Source organism: Janthinobacterium sp. BCJ23 (genome assembly GCF_059617945.1).
Genome location: NZ_JCAQAW010000001.1, coordinates 264,277 through 279,165, shown reverse-complemented (window position 1 = coordinate 279,165; position 14,889 = coordinate 264,277). Strand labels below are relative to the sequence as shown.

At 66.9% G+C, this 14,889-nt stretch carries 16 protein-coding genes; all 16 read right to left on the bottom strand.

The genetic code is table 11. The features are described from left to right. Positions 1–8: 8 nt before the first annotated feature. Genes AC54AG_RS01215 through AC54AG_RS01140 form a run of 16 tightly spaced genes read right to left on the bottom strand, consistent with a single transcriptional unit; the run spans position 9 to position 14,822 of the window. Positions 9–1,025: a LytR C-terminal domain-containing protein gene (locus tag AC54AG_RS01215; RefSeq protein WP_496629317.1), complete on the bottom strand. Its 1,017-nt coding sequence runs from the start codon at positions 1,023–1,025 to the stop codon at positions 9–11. 13 nt (positions 1,026–1,038) lie between these two features. Beyond that, the gene (locus tag AC54AG_RS01210; protein ID WP_319990961.1) at positions 1,039–1,986 is read right to left on the bottom strand and encodes a type II secretion system F family protein; all 948 of its coding nucleotides are present in this window, start codon (positions 1,984–1,986) and stop codon (positions 1,039–1,041) included. A gap of 19 nt (positions 1,987–2,005) precedes the next feature. Next, positions 2,006–2,980, bottom strand: a complete 975-nt coding sequence (locus AC54AG_RS01205) for a type II secretion system F family protein (protein WP_072455317.1) — start codon at positions 2,978–2,980, stop codon at positions 2,006–2,008. A 10-nt stretch (positions 2,981–2,990) separates the two neighbouring features. After that, positions 2,991–4,358, bottom strand: coding sequence for a TadA family conjugal transfer-associated ATPase (locus tag AC54AG_RS01200; RefSeq protein WP_034750845.1), 1,368 nt, complete (start codon positions 4,356–4,358; stop codon positions 2,991–2,993). 45 nt (positions 4,359–4,403) lie between these two features. Then, on the bottom strand, positions 4,404–5,555 hold the full coding sequence (locus AC54AG_RS01195) for a CpaE/TadZ family protein (RefSeq protein WP_034750836.1): 1,152 nt from the start codon (positions 5,553–5,555) through the stop codon (positions 4,404–4,406). A 36-nt stretch (positions 5,556–5,591) separates the two neighbouring features. Continuing rightward, the gene (locus AC54AG_RS01190) at positions 5,592–6,110 is read right to left on the bottom strand and encodes a TadE/TadG family type IV pilus assembly protein (RefSeq protein WP_051991109.1); all 519 of its coding nucleotides are present in this window, start codon (positions 6,108–6,110) and stop codon (positions 5,592–5,594) included. A 10-nt stretch (positions 6,111–6,120) separates the two neighbouring features. Beyond that, positions 6,121–6,588, bottom strand: a complete 468-nt coding sequence (locus AC54AG_RS01185; RefSeq protein ID WP_034750833.1) for a TadE/TadG family type IV pilus assembly protein — start codon at positions 6,586–6,588, stop codon at positions 6,121–6,123. 7 nt (positions 6,589–6,595) lie between these two features. Next, the gene (locus AC54AG_RS01180; RefSeq protein WP_072455313.1) at positions 6,596–8,146 is read right to left on the bottom strand and encodes a pilus assembly protein TadG-related protein; all 1,551 of its coding nucleotides are present in this window, start codon (positions 8,144–8,146) and stop codon (positions 6,596–6,598) included. A gap of 46 nt (positions 8,147–8,192) precedes the next feature. Next, positions 8,193–8,480, bottom strand: coding sequence for a hypothetical protein (locus AC54AG_RS01175; protein WP_034750828.1), 288 nt, complete (start codon positions 8,478–8,480; stop codon positions 8,193–8,195). A gap of 9 nt (positions 8,481–8,489) precedes the next feature. Further along, the gene (locus tag AC54AG_RS01170; RefSeq protein ID WP_496629316.1) at positions 8,490–10,091 is read right to left on the bottom strand and encodes a type II and III secretion system protein family protein; all 1,602 of its coding nucleotides are present in this window, start codon (positions 10,089–10,091) and stop codon (positions 8,490–8,492) included. A 22-nt stretch (positions 10,092–10,113) separates the two neighbouring features. Then, complete coding sequence (gene cpaB / locus AC54AG_RS01165; protein WP_034750816.1) at positions 10,114–10,962, bottom strand: Flp pilus assembly protein CpaB; 849 nt, start codon at positions 10,960–10,962, stop codon at positions 10,114–10,116. Further along, positions 10,959–12,305 (bottom strand): DUF8689 domain-containing protein, encoded by a 1,347-nt coding sequence (locus AC54AG_RS01160; protein ID WP_496629315.1) that lies wholly within the window; start codon positions 12,303–12,305, stop codon positions 10,959–10,961. The genes cpaB and AC54AG_RS01160 overlap by 4 nt, the downstream gene beginning before the upstream one ends. Before the next feature lie 31 nt (positions 12,306–12,336). Next, a complete protein-coding gene (locus AC54AG_RS01155; RefSeq protein WP_034750813.1) occupies positions 12,337–12,957 on the bottom strand; it encodes a methyltransferase family protein in 621 nt (206 codons plus the stop codon). Between the two features lie 40 nt (positions 12,958–12,997). Then, positions 12,998–13,585: an A24 family peptidase gene (locus AC54AG_RS01150; RefSeq protein ID WP_496629314.1), complete on the bottom strand. Its 588-nt coding sequence runs from the start codon at positions 13,583–13,585 to the stop codon at positions 12,998–13,000. Then, positions 13,582–14,652, bottom strand: coding sequence for a phosphatase PAP2 family protein (locus tag AC54AG_RS01145; RefSeq protein WP_072455306.1), 1,071 nt, complete (start codon positions 14,650–14,652; stop codon positions 13,582–13,584). Before AC54AG_RS01145 ends, AC54AG_RS01150 begins: the two co-directional genes overlap by 4 nt. Beyond that, entirely contained in the window at positions 14,649–14,822 is a 174-nt protein-coding gene (locus AC54AG_RS01140) for a Flp family type IVb pilin (protein WP_080698528.1), read from the bottom strand. Before AC54AG_RS01140 ends, AC54AG_RS01145 begins: the two co-directional genes overlap by 4 nt. Positions 14,823–14,889: the final 67 nt, after the last annotated feature.

Sequence of the window (14,889 nt, the reverse complement as noted above, 5' to 3'; positions counted from 1 at the left end):
TTTCACCGTTACTGCGCCAGGTTAGACGCCAGGCGCACGTTCGGCGCGCGCAGGCTGGCTGCCGCATCCTTGCCCAGCAAGATACGCAGGTCGGCGCCCGCGCCCACGCCGCCGTCGTCCGCCGCCTGCAGCTGCGGCATGCCGCCCAAGGCCAGGGCCAGGGCGGCCGCTGCCTCGGCGTGACCGGGGCGGTAGACGATGCTGCTGGCCTGGACGCCATACGGCCGCTGGTTGCCCAGCCGCAGCACGCTGATGCCCATGCCGCCCAGCATGCCGCGCATGCGCGCCGCCATCCCCGTTGCGCCATTGCCGTTGATGACTTCCAGCCGTGGCAGGGTTGCCACCGGTGCCACCTGTTTTGCCGGCGCTGGCAAGGCGGCGTGCGCCGCCACGGGAGTGTCGCGCCAGCTCAGCGTGAAGATATTCGGCTGCGATTGCGTCAGCTGCAGGCGGCTGGCAGGCGCCGCTGGCGCGGGCGCCGGTGCCAGGTCGGGCACGATGGTCTCCGCGGTGGCATCGACTGTGACTATGCTGCGCGCCAGCGCCGCGATGGTGAGATCCAGATTGGCGCGCGCCGGCTGCTGGCCGTTGTCGAGTTGCAGCGACTGGCGCAGCACGCTGGCCGCCTGGGCATAGTCTCCCTGCAGGTACAGCACGTAGCCGAGGTTGTTGTAGGTCCTGGCCGTCGGCGCCTCTTGCGCCAGCGCCTGCAGCATGCTGCGCGCCGTTTCCAGCTGGCCCAGCTGCGCGTGCAGCACGGCGGCGCCATTGCGCGCGTCGGCCGAGTCGGGCGTCAATAGCAGGGCTTCGCTGTACGCTGCCATCGCCGCGCGCGGGTCGCCCAGTTCCTGCATGCGCTTGCCCAGCTTGCAGAAAGCGGCGCTGCGGGTGGCGGGGCTGTCGTCGATGCGCGCCTGGGGCGGCGCAGCATGGTTGCTCTGAGTGGCCGGGCCGGGCAGGTGGCCGCAGGCGGGCAGCAGGCCGGCGCAGGCGAACATGAGCATCAGGGTGGTGTGCTGTGACATGGCGGTTCTCCGGTCAGCTGCCGCTGCCCATGCTGGGCAGGAGCACGCGGTAGATTTGCAGGAAGGCTGGTCCCATCAGGACGACCAGCAGCGAAGGGAAGATGAAAAAGATCAGCGGGAACAGCAGCTTGAGGGCGATCTTCGCCGCTTCTTCCTCGGCCAGCTGGCGGCGCTTCGTGCGCAGCTGGTCCGACTGCACGCGCAGCGAGGCGGCGATGCTGGTGCCGAAGCGCTCGGCCTGGATCAGCATGGCCACCAGCGCGTCGACATCCTCGACGCCCGTGCGCAGGGCCAGGTTGCGCAGCGCCCGCTCCTTGGTGTTGCCGGCGCGTAGTTCCAGCATCACCAGGTGCAATTCCTCGGCCAGCACGGCGCTTTTCAGGGCGATTTCGGCCGCCACCCTGGCCAGCGCCGCATCCATGGCCAGGCCCGCTTCCACGCACACCGTCATCAAGTCGAGCGCATCGGGAAAGCTTTCGAAGATATCGCGCTGGCGCCGCTTGATCATTTGCGCCAGGACGATATTGGGCAGGTAGTAGCCGATGGCGGCCACGATCAGCAGCCAGAACAAGAGAGCTTTGCCCGCCATCTGGCTGCCTGACGCGCTCAGCCCCAGGAACAGCATCAGGGGCAGGCCGATGGCCAGCATGGTCTTGGCGGAAAAGAACAGGATGGGCGCCGACGCCTGGCGCAGGCCGGCATTCATGAAGCGCCGGCGCATCACTGAGCCTTCCCAGCCCTGGTCGGGCAGCGACAGTTTGGCCAGCGGGCCGCTCAGGCGCACCATGCGCGCCAGCCAGGGGCTGGGCGCGGAGGCGCCAGGCGCGGCCGCGCTCTTGCCGGTGGCGTTGTCCATGCGCTGGCGCAGGGGATCGGGGGCAAAGCTGCGCATGGCCACCAGCACGGTGCCGAAGACGGCGATGAAGAGCAGGGCGAGAAAGGCGAAATGGACGGGATTCATGAGGATTCTCCTTGCGGGCTCAGACGCGGATGCGGATGATATTGCGCATGACCAGGATGCCGCACACCATCATCACGAGTGCGCCGACGAGCATCTTGCGTCCGCCCGGATCGACGAACAGCATTTCCAGGAATTGCGGATTGGTCAGCTGGATCATGGCCGCCGCGCCGAAGGGCAGCAGCGACAAAATCCAGGCCGACAGCTTGCCTTCGGCCGACAGCACGCGCACCTGTCCCAGCAGCTTGATGCGCTCGCGGATGATGCGGCTGATGCTGTCGAGCAGCTCGGCCAGGTTGCCGCCCGTTTCGCGCTGGATCAGCACGGCGATGACGAAGTAGCGCAAGTCCGTGCTGGGCACGCGCGTGGCCAGGTTCATCAGCGCGTCCTGCATGGCGATGCCGAAATTGACTTCATCGAAGGTGGCGCGAAATTCCACGGCCAGCGGCGCATTCATTTCATCGCCGACCATCTTCAGGGCCGTGGGGAAGGCGTGGCCGGCACGCAGGGCGCGCGCCATCAGGTCGAGCGCATCGGGTAATTGCTGTTCGATGCGCTGCAGGCGCTTGGCCTTGGCGCGCAAGACCACCAGCAGCGGCAGCAGGGCCGCGCCGGCCACCAGCGGCAGGAGCAGCAGCCACGGCACGCTGAAGTAGCTGAGCAGCAAAAACGCGGCGCCGGCCGAGGCCAGCATCACGCCGGCGAAGCTGGCCACGCTCCAGGTCAGGCCCGACTGTTCCAGCAGGCGGTCGAGCGCATGCACGCGGGGCACGCTGAGCAGCACGCGCTGCAGGGACGGGGTGTCGCTCAGCAGGCGTTTCTTGATCATCGAGCTGCCCGCGTCGCCATGCGCGCCGGCCGACATGATGCGCAGGCGGCGCGCGACCCTTTCCGCTTCCGGGCCGCGCGAGGTGTTCCACGCCAGGTACACGCCCTCGATCAGCAGTACCACGGCGATGAAGGTGAGGATGGCGAATACGTAATAGAGATAGTCCATGATGCTCCCCTTAATGGTACTGGCGGGCGGGATCGAACAGGGTTTCCGGCAGGCTGATGCCGAAGGCGCGCAGGCGTTCCAGGAAGCGTGGCCGTACGCCGCTGGCATGGAAATGCCCCTGCACCGTGCCGTCCTCGCCGATGCCTGTCTGGCGGAAGGTGAAGATTTCCTGCATGGTGATCATCTCGCCTTCCATGCCCGTGATTTCCTGGATCGACGTCACCTTGCGCTTGCCGTCCGTCAGGCGCGACACCTGCACCACCACGCTGATGGCCGAACTGATCTGCTGGCGCATGGCTTTCACGGGCAGGGCCGCGGAGGCCATGCTGATCATGTTTTCCAGCCGCGTCAGCGCGTCGCGCGGGGTGTTCGCGTGGATGGTGGCCATCGAGCCCTCGTGGCCCGTGTTCATGGCGCCCAGCATGTCGAGCGCCTCGGCGCCGCGCACCTCGCCCAGGATGATGCGGTCGGGGCGCATGCGCAGCGCATTGCGCACCAGCGCCCGCTGCGTCACTTCGCCCTTGCCCTCGATATTCGGCGGGCGCGTTTCCAGGCGCACCACGTGCGGCTGCTGCATCTGCAGTTCGGCCGCGTCCTCGATGGTGACGATGCGTTCGGCCGTGCTGATGAAACCGGAAATCGCATTGAGCATGGTGGTCTTGCCGCTGCCCGTGCCGCCCGAGATCAGAATGTTGACCTTGGCCTTGCCCAGCGCCTGCAGGGTGGTGCTCATTTCCTCCGTGAGGCTGTGCTTGAGCAGCAGGTCGGCCAGGCGCAGCGGCTGGGCCGAAAAGCGCCGGATCGACATCACGGGGCCGTCGATGGCCAGCGGCGGGATGATGGCGTTGACGCGCGAACCGTCGGGCAGGCGCGCATCGACCATGGGGCTCGATTCGTCGATGCGGCGGCCCACGCGCGAGACGATCTTGTCGATGATTTTCATCAAATGCGCGTCGTCGGTGAAGCAGACGTCGCTCAGCTCCAGGCGGCCATGGCGCTCGACATACACCTGGCGGTAGGTGTTGACGAGGATATCGGACACGCCGGGATCGGCCAGCAGCGGTTCGAGCGGGCCGAAGCCGAGCACCTCGTCCTGGATGTCGCGGATCAGCGAGCGCCGTTCCAGCTCGTTGATCACTACATTGTCTTCCGTGAGCACGTCGCTGACGAGGATTTTCAGCTCTTCGCGGATCTGTTCGCGCGACAGGCGCTGCATGCCTTCCAGGTCGACGCGGTCGAGCAGCGCCTGGTGGGTGCGATGCTTGAGCTGCTGGTAGCTCTGGCTTGATGCGCCCTGGTGCGCGGCATCGTCATTCAGGCTGGCGTCGTCCTGGGCATAGCCCAGGCGGTCCCGCAGGGTGAGTTTTTCGACAGTCATGATCGGTCTCCGGTAAATGTAGGGGGATCAGGCGCGCTGTAGGGATCAAGCGCGCGCCAGCAGCCGCGAAACCCAGCCTTGCGCGGCGGGCGGGGTTTCGCCGGCCATGCTGGCGGCCAGCTCCTGCAGGGCGCGCGAGACGGCGTTGTGCGGCGTCAGTTTGAGGATGGGCACGCCCTGGCTGACGGAGGCCGCCACCGCTTCGTAGTGGTTGGGGATGGATTTGTAGACGTGCTTGCCATACGCCGCTTCCAGGTCGGCCACGCGGATGCTGTCGCTGCTGGCATAGCGGTTCAGGATCAGGCGGATCTTGTCTTCGCGGTAGCCGAGGCCGCGGAACACGTCGAGCAGGCGTTTGCCGTCGCGCACATACGGCAACGTTGCCTGCAGCACGGGGAAGATCAGGTCGGCCCGGTCGAGCGCGCGCACGCTGACGGGGTCGAGGCCGCGTCCCACGTCGAGCAGGATGTAGTCGTACTGGCTGCGCGCCAGGGTCAGCAGGCGGTCGATATGGTCGGCTTCGACGTCGGCCGCGTGGGCCGGGTCGTCGGCGGCGGCCAGTACGCTGTAGGCGGGCGTGATCTGGATCATGCTGGCGCTCAGCAGCGAAGCGTCGAGGCGCACGATCTGCTGCGACAGCTGCGACAGGGTGGTGGCCGGCTTGTGGTCCGAGACGAACAGGGCGGCGTCGCCGAACTGCAGGTTCAGGTCGAACAGCGCCACCTTGCGCTGTTCGCCGGCGGCCAGCGCGTAGCCGAGGTTGGCGGCGATGAAGGTGGCGCCGCTGCCGCCCTTGCACGAGACAAAGGCCAGCACCTGGCCCTTGCGCGTGACCTGTTTCTGCAGTTTTTCCTCGATGCGGCGCAAGGCGGCGCACAGGGCCGCGTCGTCGTCCGGCTGCAGCACTTCGCGCACGCCGGCGCGCATCGAGCGCAGCAGGAATTGCGGACTTTGCTGCGGGCATTGCACGATGATGGCCAGGCTCGGATGGCGTCCGCCCAGCAGCTCGAGCTGTTCCAGCTCCGCCTCGCCCGTCTGCTCCTGCTCCAGCAGCAGCAAGTCCGGCGTGACGCCGTTGTCGAATACATCGGGTATGCTGGCCAGCAGGGTCACGCGGTCGGCCGTGCTGCGTTCGCGCAGCAAGCGGGTCAGCCGTTTGAGCTGGGCTTCATTCTTCGAGACGATGACGATATTCACTTGGTACTCCCCGGTAAAAGTGTTCGGTAAAGGCGTTCAGTTGATCTGGAAGCCCAGGCTTTCGGCGTGCATGACCACCACCGAGGCTGGTACGGCGATATTGAGAAAACCGAACAGGCTGACCATCGGCGTGTAGCTGACGTTGTCGATCGAGACGCGCACGCTGTCGATGCAGCTGGCCGTGCGCGTGATGTCGCCGCAGGCCGACAGGTTGTCGCCCGGGTCCGTCGGCGGCAAGGTCACTTCGGCGCCGCTCTTGTTCAGGTAGCGGATGGTGATGTTGGCGGCCGTCAGTTCCGGTGCGGCCGGCAGTGCCGTGCCGCCGAACAGGGCCAGGGTCTTGATGGCGTCGGTCTCGTCGACCCAGCGCACCACGGCTTCGCGTGCGGCGCGGCGGCTCACTTCCTGCACCGTGTTGTACAGGTACAGCATGCGGCCAAATTCGAGGATGCCGAACAGCAAGGTGAAAAACAGCAGCGACACCAGGGCGAATTCGACGGCGGCGGCGCCGCGCTGGCGCCCGGCTGGAGGAGAAGATGAAAGGCGGTGGCGCATGGCGTTCTCCTTACAGCATGTAGCGCATGGTGGTGCGCGGCGAAAGCGGCGTGGCATAGCTGCTGGCCGCGCCGATCACGAACGGCAGGTACTGGCCCACCGACAGCGTGTAGTTGACGACTTCGACGCGGATGCCGCCCGGCGCCGTGCCATCGTTGCAGTTGCTGTCGTTGAACGCCGCGTCCAGGCAGGTGACCGTCACGTTGGCCGTGGTGAAGTCGCTGATGCCGGCGCTGAGGGCCGCGTCGACCACGGTCTGCCTGGCCGCCGGCACGCCCTGCGAGGCGATGCCGGCCTTGGCCTTGACGGACATGTTGCGCGCCGCGTCGCGCGTGGCCTTGGTCAGCGCGTCGTAATACCAGAAGGCGCGGCCGAAGCCGAAGATGCCTGCCAGCAGGGTGATCAGCAGGGCCAGCACGATGCCGAATTCGACGGCGGCGCCGCCGCGCTGCCTGAGGGGGGAGTGGTGGATGCGCATGGCCGCCTCACTTGTAGAGTTTGATTTCGGAATTCGGCACGGGCTCGATCAGGCCCGCAAATTCGACGTCGAGGCGCTTGGTGCCGCCACTGAAATCGGCCTTCATCGTCATGAAGAATTTGCCGATGCCGACCGCGTTCATGGTGCCGCACGAAGCCGGCCCCACGGGCGCCGTGCGGCAGTCGACCAGGACCACGTTGAGGATGCGCCGGTTGCGCTGGCCCGGATGGGCCGGCGAAGGCGCCTGGAACGTGGGCCCGCTGGTCTGGTTGTACGGCGAAGGCGGCGTACTGGCAGGAAAGCCCGCGCCGGGGCTGACGGGGTAGCTGGCCGTGTCGAAGTAATTCGCCTTGGCCGTGCTGTACATGGGGTTGGCGTTGCCGTCCGCGACGCTGTAGGCCGTGCCGGCCTTGGCCGGGGTGGCGCCATTGCTTTGGTAGGCGGGGCCGTAGGACCACAGCACGCCGTAGCCCGAGAACTGGGCGAACGTGGCCGATGGCGCGGGAACCGTGCCGGCCGACGGCAGCTGGTAATTCGGCTTGTTGCCGGCCAGGCTGACGGGCTGCTGGCTGGGCAGGGTGCTGGCGCCCGGTTCCATCCAGCTGGCGGGCGGCGAATTGGCGGCGGTGGCGGCGCAGGGCGACGCGGCGCCCACGCATGGATATTCCTTGATGTTGGTGTCGGGCGGCGCCGTCGCGGGGTCGCACACGGAGGGGCCGCCGTAATCGTCGAAGCGGGAATTGAGCGAGGCGGCCAGCGACGCCGTCAGCCCTGTGTTCGTGTAGACCTGGCCCGTGCCGCTGGTGATGACGGCGCTGCTGCCCGTGCACATGAACGGCGCGGTGGAGGCGGCGCTCGCGTGCGAGGCGCTGCAGGTGCCGGGCGGCGCGTCGACGGGATTGATCAGGTAGGGATCGGAAGGGCCGCCCAGCGGATTGAGGCCGAACAGGTTGTAGGTGACGCCGCGGCGGAAACCGAATTCCACCAGTTCCGTCAAGCCCGTGCCGGCCGGCGCGGCCGGATACGTGTATTGCGCCGTCTTGTTGGCCGGATCGACGGCGCACACGCCGATCGGCGTGACGTCGTTGACGAAGCGGCCCGCCACGGCCACGCCCGAGGTGCTGGTGCTGGCGATGCCGGCGATGCCCATCAGGTAGGTGGCGAAGGTCTTGCTGCCCGTGTCGACGCGGATGAAGGTCTGGCCCTGGGGACTGGTGCGGGCGCTGGCGCCGGACGACCAGGGACCGTCCGGGCTGGGGCCGAACTCGATGTTGGCGGCCGTGATGGTCAGCGCGGTGGAAAAGTCGTAGCGGTTCTTTTGCGCGATGGCGATGGCCTTGGCCTGCGCGTTGTCGATGCCGTCCGCGCTTTGATTGAGTTCCACGGCGCCGGCCAGGGCGGCGCTGTCGGCGCCGTTCTGCAGTTCCGCCTTGGCGATGTACAGGTGGCCCAGGTCCAGCACCAGGCCGCCCATGGCAAACAGTACCACCAGGGTCAGCCCCAGCACGATGGCGATCGCGCCCTGCTGCTTGTCGTGCCTGCGAAATGCGGTGTTCATGGCTGTCTCCTGGTGGCCTGGGGGAAGTGCATCGCGGGACAGGCGCCTACTGGCGTCCGCCCACGCCGATGGTGAAGACATTCGGTTGCGGTTCCGGCGCCGCAAACGATTTCTGGTAGCGCTGGTAGGCGCTGACGCCGGCCTTGCCGTCGATGCCGCTGACGGGGTTGGCATTGCGGTAGGCGTCCGGATACATGATCTGTTGCGCCTTGAGCAGGGCCACCGATTCGCCGAAGTGCGAATCGAGCACGGGCGTGGTGGTGGCGGCGCAGCCGGCCAGCAGGACCAGCAGCGACAGCAGGGTGGCGCAAGGCAGGCGATGTGCGGTTTTCATGGTGTTCTCCTATTTGAGGTCGAAGCCGGCGGCAGGCTGGGGCGCGGCCGCTTGCGGCTGCATGGGCGCTGGTGCCGGTGTCTGTGCCGCTGCGGGCGCGCGCGCCGGTGCGCTGCCTTCCATTTTTCCCTGCATGAACATGTCGCCGCGCGTCGGCTGGATGTAGCCGTCGGTGGGCAGCTTGTAGTCGGGCGGCAGCGGCTTGACCAGGTGCGGCGTGATGATGAAGACCAGTTCCGAACGGTCCGTCTGGAAGTCCGTGCTGCGGAACAGGGCGCCCAGCACGGGCACTTCGCCCAGGCCTGGCAGGGCCTTGATATTGCTGGTCACATTGTTCTTGATCAGGCCGCCGATGGCGAAGCTCTGGCCGTCGAACAGCTGCACCGTGGTGGTGGCGCGCCGCGTCGTAAACGATGGCAGGATGGCCGTGGCCGAGATGCCGGTGGCCGTGATGCCGATGCCGTCCTTGTTCAGGTCCGACACTTCCGGCGCCACCTTCAGGTTGATGCGTCCCCCTTCGAGCACGGTGGGCGTGAATTTCACGGCCACGCCGAACTCCTTCTCTTCCAGGGTGATGGTGGGCACGCCGTTATTGTTGCTCTGGCTGACGGGGATGAATATCTTGCCACCGGCCAGGAAGCTGGCCTCCTGGCCGCTGATGGCCATGATGTTCGGTTCGGCCAGCACCTTGATCAGGCCATCGCGTTTTTGCGCGTCGAGGTTGAAGAAGTTGTTCTTGCTGGCGCCGCTCAAGCCGCTGGGATTGTTGCTGAGCAGGCTCGACAGCAGCGAATACGACCAGCTGCCGATGGTCTTGTTGATGCCCAGGCTGGCGCCCAGCTGGTCGACCAGCACCTTCGACACTTCGGCCACTTTCACTTCCAGCATCACCTGCTGCGGCGCGGCGATCGACAGCAGGTTGATCACGCGCGGCATGTTCGCATCGGGCGTGGCGGCGGGGGCCGGAGCGGAAGCGCCTGCGGCTGCGGCGGGTGCTGCGCCCGAGGCGGCGCCGCCGCTGCGGGCGCTGCGCTGCACATAGGCGTTGGCCAGCGACAGGGCCTGGTCGGCCTTGACGACATCGCTGACCATGCCCGACAGGATCAGGGTGTCGCCCGCCACCGTGACGTTGATCTTTTCGTTCGGCAGCAGTTCGGCCATGCGCGCCTGCAGGCTGCTGCTGTCGATGCCGACGGCCAGGTCGATGATGGTGGCGTCATTGCTCTTGTTCCACAGGATCAGGTTGGTGGTGCCGACGGAACGCCCCAGCAGGTAGACCTCGTTGGGGTTAAGCAGGATGACGTCGGCGATGCGCGGGTCGCCGACGGACATGCGGCTGGCTGCGAACGGCAGGCGCATCAGGGTCGACTTGCCTTCGGCCAGGCTCATTTGCGGCGCCATTTCGGTGCGGCCGGCGCGCGATTCGCTTTGCGGCGGCGTGGCCTTGGGGCGGGTGGTGGCGCGGCTGCTTTTGGCTGTCCCGGTGTCGGCGGCAGCGGCGGTGGCGGCGACGGGTTCGCCGCGTGCCTGGGGCGCCAGGGCGCCGATCATGGCGAGGGCAAGCGCCAGGCTGAGTACCCGGCTTCCGCTTGCTGTGCAATATGTGCTCATGGCGTGACTCCTCTGGTGCAGGTTAGAATTGTTGGGAGCTGCGTTCCAGCCCCTTGATGACATCGACCTTTGGACCGGCCGTTGGCGCGGGGGCGGCGGCGGGACGGCGGCGTGGCAGCGGCTTGGCTTGCACCATGGCGGCGGGGGCTGCCATGGCGACCTTTTCATCGAGCAAACTGGACTTGGTGGCGCCTTCCGTGTTGACGGGTTTGTCCTCGATCTGGTTGCGCAGCACCAGCGACAGGGTGCCCACGCTGCGTGCCAGGTCGAGTTTTTCCGCCTGGTCCGGCGTCAGCTCCAGGGTCACGGCGTTGACCACCTTGGGCTTGGTGTCGTCGCGGCTCGATTCCTGGGCGATGGCCAGCACGAGGATGCGTTCGAGCACGATCTTGGAAATGTTCGGATCGCGGTCCGGCGTCTTGCGGGCCCCTTCGCCCTGGGTGTTGACGAGGATGTCGACGAAGTTGCCGGGCAGGGCGAAGCCGGCCACGCCCACCACATCGTTGACGCGCACGGTCATGGCGCGCTTGCCCTCGGCGACGACGGCCGACAGGCCGCCCTGCGTGCCGGGAGGCGCCAGCTTGCCTTCCATGATCGGTTCGCCGTGCTGGATGCTGGTGCGCGTGACGCGCGTTTCCAGCAGTTTCGGATCGTTGATGGCACCGGGCGGCAGCGCGTTCGATGGCCAGTCCACCATGCGTACCATGTCGGGCGTCAGGCGCGCGCCCAGGCTGATGTCGACCTGGGCCACGGCCACCTTGTTGATGTTGCCCGAGGCTTGGGCATTGATCCAGCGCGCGGCCACGATGACCGCGGCGAACGCCAGGATGACCGCAATGGCCATCATCGTCAGAGCGCGTGCGTTTCTCATTTTGCTTCCCCTTTGTGCTGGACCGCTTCCGGTCCGTTATGTGTGCTTGCAAGGTCGTCATCGCTGCCGAAATAGTTTTTCCATGCCCACAGCAGCCCTTCCGGCGACAGCTGCGCCGCGTGGTCTTCATAGCGCGCCTGGTCGCAGATCTGCGCGAGGATGTCGCGCGGATAGCAGGCCAGCAAGGGCCGCCCGTACTGGCTGTGCAGGTGCAGCAGATAGGTGTAGGAGGCTTCGTCGAAATTGATGCCCAGCTGGGCGCAGGTGCTGCGGAACACGGCCAGGTAGTGGTAGGCGCTCAGGGGTCCCACATGGATCTTGTAGCCGATGCGGCGCAGGAAGGAGTCGTCGGCCAGGTGCTGCGGCGCCAGGTTCGACGAGAACACGACGATGACGTCGAAGGGCACGGGGAACTTGTAGCCCGTGTGCAGCGACAGGTAATCGATGTGGCGCGCCATCGGCACGATCCAGCGGTTCATCAGCTCCACGGGCGAGCAGCGCTGGCGGCCCAGGTCGTCGATGATGAAGATGCCGTTGTTGGCCTTCAGGTGCGGCGGCGCCTGGTACAAACGCGTGCTCTGGTCGAATTGCAGGTCCAGCATGTCGAGCGTCAGCTCGCCGCCCGTCAGCACGGCGGGGCGTTCGGCGCGCACCCAGCGCGGGTCGGATGGCACGGGGCCGCCGTGCGACACGGTGTGCAGCATGGGGTCAAGGAAGGGCAGCACTTCGCCGTCGACCATCACGGCATGGGGCAGGGCGATGGCGCCGCTGAGCAGGCCGTTCAGGCGCTCGGCCAGGTAGCTCTTGCCGCTGCCGGCGGGGCCGTGGAAGAACAGGGCGCGTCCGGAATTCATGGCCGCGCCCAGCTGGTCGAGCACGGCCGAACTGGCCACCACGTTGCGAAATTCGCGCTGCACGTCGTCGCGGGTGACCTGCATGTCCGCCACGCTTTGCGCCAGCACCTGGTTGCTGTAATCGGCCAGGGTGACGGGAGCGGGACCGCTGTAGGCATTGCGGCGCATGTACTCGGCGGCGCGCAGGCGGCCCTGGTCGCCCAGCAGATAAGACAGGTCGGCGTCGGTGCCGCTGCCGCCGTTGCGGCGCGCTTCGCACAGTTTTTCGGCGCGCATGAAAGTGAGCAGCGGCTCGAGCACGCCGGCGCCCAGTTTCACGTGCGTCGACAGGGCGGGCAGGCCGATCTGGCCGCGCTGGAAGAGTATCTTGACCAGCAGTTCGACGAGGAACAGGAAGGGCAATCCCGTTTCCTCGACCGTGCGTGGCGCGCGCTTGGCGGCCGGTTCGACGCCGCCGCCGTCGCTGCGTTCTGGATAGGTGTCAGGCATGATGGATGCTCCTCGCTCGGGTGGCCGGATATCAGAAAATGAAGGGCAGCAGGCGGTACTTCACCTGGCGCATGTAGACGCGATAGCGCACGTCGGTGGACAGGAAGCGCTCTTCGCGCAGCAGGCGCATCACCATCATCGTCATCGTCGCCACATAGATGATGGTGTTGGCGAGCGAGGTATTGGCCAGCAGGTAGCCGCTCAGGGAAATCAGGTAGCTGGCATACAGCGGATGGCGTACCACGCGGTATACGCCACCCGTCTTGATCTCGCGCTGCGCCGCCACCAGGCCGAAGCTGCGGTTCAGCGACAGCAGGCCGGCGATCTGCAGCAGGCTGCCGACGGCCAGCAGGTAGCGCGCGCCTGGCCAGATGGCCATGTCGGCTGGCGCGAAGAGGAAGGGGGCAAAGGTGGCGCCGATGGCCAGCAGCCAGTCGCCCGCATCGGTGGAAACGCTGACGGGGGCCGAACGCACGATGAAGAACAGGGCGGCCAGGGTTTCGGCGACGCAGAACAGCAGATAGCTCCAGTCGCCGCTGTGCAGATAACCGACCACGTGGGCACTGGCGAAGAACGCCCACAGGCAAGCCATGGCGATGCTGGTGAGCAGGCTTGCGTGGCGCGAGTGGCAGAAGGTGGCGAGGGTGTCCATGGTCAGTTCCTATGGTGGCGGGTCGTCGGAGCGGCGCGTTTCAGCGCAGGCTCCACAGGTGGGTGTAGTGCAGGAATACCTGCAGCAGGGTGCCGCTGGCAATGGCGAAGGCGTAGGCCAGCTTGCCGGTGGCGGGCGGCGGTTCGGCGATCGTGGCGGCGCCGCCGGCAAGGCTGTGCAGCAGCGCACCCAGCATCATGTGGTAGGTGTTTTTCAGCACCTGGCGCAGGCGCTGTCCCACCAGTGCGGCGGCCAGGGCCAGCACGCCGCCGCACAGGAAGGTCAGCAGGGCCGCTTCGAGCACGGCGTCGGGGCCGAGGAAGGCGCCGCACATGGCCATCAGCTTGACGTCGCCTGCGCCCAGGGCGCGCAGCAGATGCATGGGTAGCAGCAGGGCCAGTCCGGCGGCGGCGCCGGCCAGCGCCTGCAGCAGTCCCAGGCCGCCGAAGGCAGCGTCGAACAGGCCGGAGCCCGATGGCACGAAGCTGTTCAGGATCAAGCCCGCCAGGGTGCCCCACAGCACCAGCCGGTTCGGGATGCGGCGCGTGCGCAGGTCGTGCCACAGGGCGGCAGCGAGCAGGGTGGCCAGCACGGCCAGGCACAGCAGCATGGGCAGGTGGGCGTTCATGATGTCAGTCCTTCCTTGCCCATGCAGGGCGCCGTGGCCAGGTGCACGACCGGCGCCGCGGCCTGGCTGCCCAGCAGCCGTCCCACCAGGTGCCACACGAGCGCCGCGCCGGCCGCGCCGACATAGCCGTCGAGCGCATAGTGCCAGCCCAGGTGGATGGAGCCGAGCAGTATCAGCACGGCGAAGGCGGACAGGGCGATGCCGGCGGCGCGGTTGACGCTCCAGCCCACGATGGCCATCAGCACGGCCGTGGCCACATGCATGCTGGGCATGGCAGAGATGCCCAGCTCGCCGTTCGCGCCCTTGCTTTGATAGCCTTGCCACAGCATCTCCTGCACCTGCAGGGCCCAGACGGGGACGTGCCCGTTGGCCTCATGCAGGTAAGCCATCAGCGGCGCATACGGATCGCTGGCGTGCAGGTGACCGTAGTAGCAGGGGCCGACCGAGGCAAACAGTATGGCCATGACGCTGCCCAGGACGATCCACGTCAGCGCAAAGCTGAGCAGGAACTGCATGCGCAGCAGCGGGCGCCGGGTGTCGAGGATGAGCCAGTACAGGATGGCGTAGAACAGGAAGAACCAGAAGTGGTAGCTAAAGTTGAGCAAGCCCGTGACGAGCGGGTGGCCCAGCAGCGGCTGCAGCCTTTCCCATGGGGCCTTGCCGCCATGCAGCGCGATGTCCCAGGCGGACAGGGTGGCATCCCAGGTGTAGGGATGCAGGCGCGGGATGGCGCCCTTGATGACGGTGAAGCTGGAGGCGAAGACGGGGATCAGCAGCATGGCCGGCAGCGCGTGCAGCAGGCGCTCGTTGCTCAGGTAGTGGCGCAGATCGTGGTACAGATAATGGCACAGGCGGTGCGGGCGTTTCATCACCATGACGTGGATGGTGTAGCCGCACAGGATGAAGACGGGGCCCGTGAGGATGGCCACGAGGAAGCCGGCCAGCACGTTGAGGATGTCCGCTGCGCTGGGCAGGCCGCCGGCCAGCAGCATCGCCGCGGCGGCGTACGGCAGCACGATCAGCAGCAGGGCGCGGTGGGTGCGCAGCGAGAGGCGCAGGGTATTCATGACAGGGCCAGGACCACTTGGTCCTTGACGTAGACAAACAGCAGCTTGACCTGGTCGCCAAGCACGGTGATCGTGATGACCAGCACGACCGCGATCAGGCCCGCCAGCAGCGCGTATTCGATCGCTGTGACGGCGGACTCGTCGGATACACGGCTGAAGAGAGATTTCACGATGGGCCTCGCTATGCGTCGTCAAGGTGGGTATGCCGGGGGAGACTGGAAAGCGTAGTCCGGGCCG

Coding starts and splice junctions, on each gene's coding strand:
- AC54AG_RS01215 (WP_496629317.1), bottom strand. CDS start 1,025: ATGTCACAGCACACCACCCTGATGCTCATGTTCGCCTGCGCCGGCCTG.
- AC54AG_RS01210 (WP_319990961.1), bottom strand. CDS start 1,986: ATGAATCCCGTCCATTTCGCCTTTCTCGCCCTGCTCTTCATCGCCGTC.
- AC54AG_RS01205 (WP_072455317.1), bottom strand. CDS start 2,980: ATGGACTATCTCTATTACGTATTCGCCATCCTCACCTTCATCGCCGTG.
- AC54AG_RS01200 (WP_034750845.1), bottom strand. CDS start 4,358: ATGACTGTCGAAAAACTCACCCTGCGGGACCGCCTGGGCTATGCCCAG.
- AC54AG_RS01190 (WP_051991109.1), bottom strand. CDS start 6,110: ATGCGCCACCGCCTTTCATCTTCTCCTCCAGCCGGGCGCCAGCGCGGC.
- AC54AG_RS01185 (WP_034750833.1), bottom strand. CDS start 6,588: ATGCGCATCCACCACTCCCCCCTCAGGCAGCGCGGCGGCGCCGCCGTC.
- AC54AG_RS01180 (WP_072455313.1), bottom strand. CDS start 8,146: ATGAACACCGCATTTCGCAGGCACGACAAGCAGCAGGGCGCGATCGCC.
- AC54AG_RS01175 (WP_034750828.1), bottom strand. CDS start 8,480: ATGAAAACCGCACATCGCCTGCCTTGCGCCACCCTGCTGTCGCTGCTG.
- AC54AG_RS01170 (WP_496629316.1), bottom strand. CDS start 10,091: ATGAGCACATATTGCACAGCAAGCGGAAGCCGGGTACTCAGCCTGGCG.
- cpaB (WP_034750816.1), bottom strand. CDS start 10,962: ATGAGAAACGCACGCGCTCTGACGATGATGGCCATTGCGGTCATCCTG.
- AC54AG_RS01160 (WP_496629315.1), bottom strand. CDS start 12,305: ATGCCTGACACCTATCCAGAACGCAGCGACGGCGGCGGCGTCGAACCG.
- AC54AG_RS01155 (WP_034750813.1), bottom strand. CDS start 12,957: ATGGACACCCTCGCCACCTTCTGCCACTCGCGCCACGCAAGCCTGCTC.
- AC54AG_RS01150 (WP_496629314.1), bottom strand. CDS start 13,585: ATGAACGCCCACCTGCCCATGCTGCTGTGCCTGGCCGTGCTGGCCACC.
- AC54AG_RS01145 (WP_072455306.1), bottom strand. CDS start 14,652: ATGAATACCCTGCGCCTCTCGCTGCGCACCCACCGCGCCCTGCTGCTG.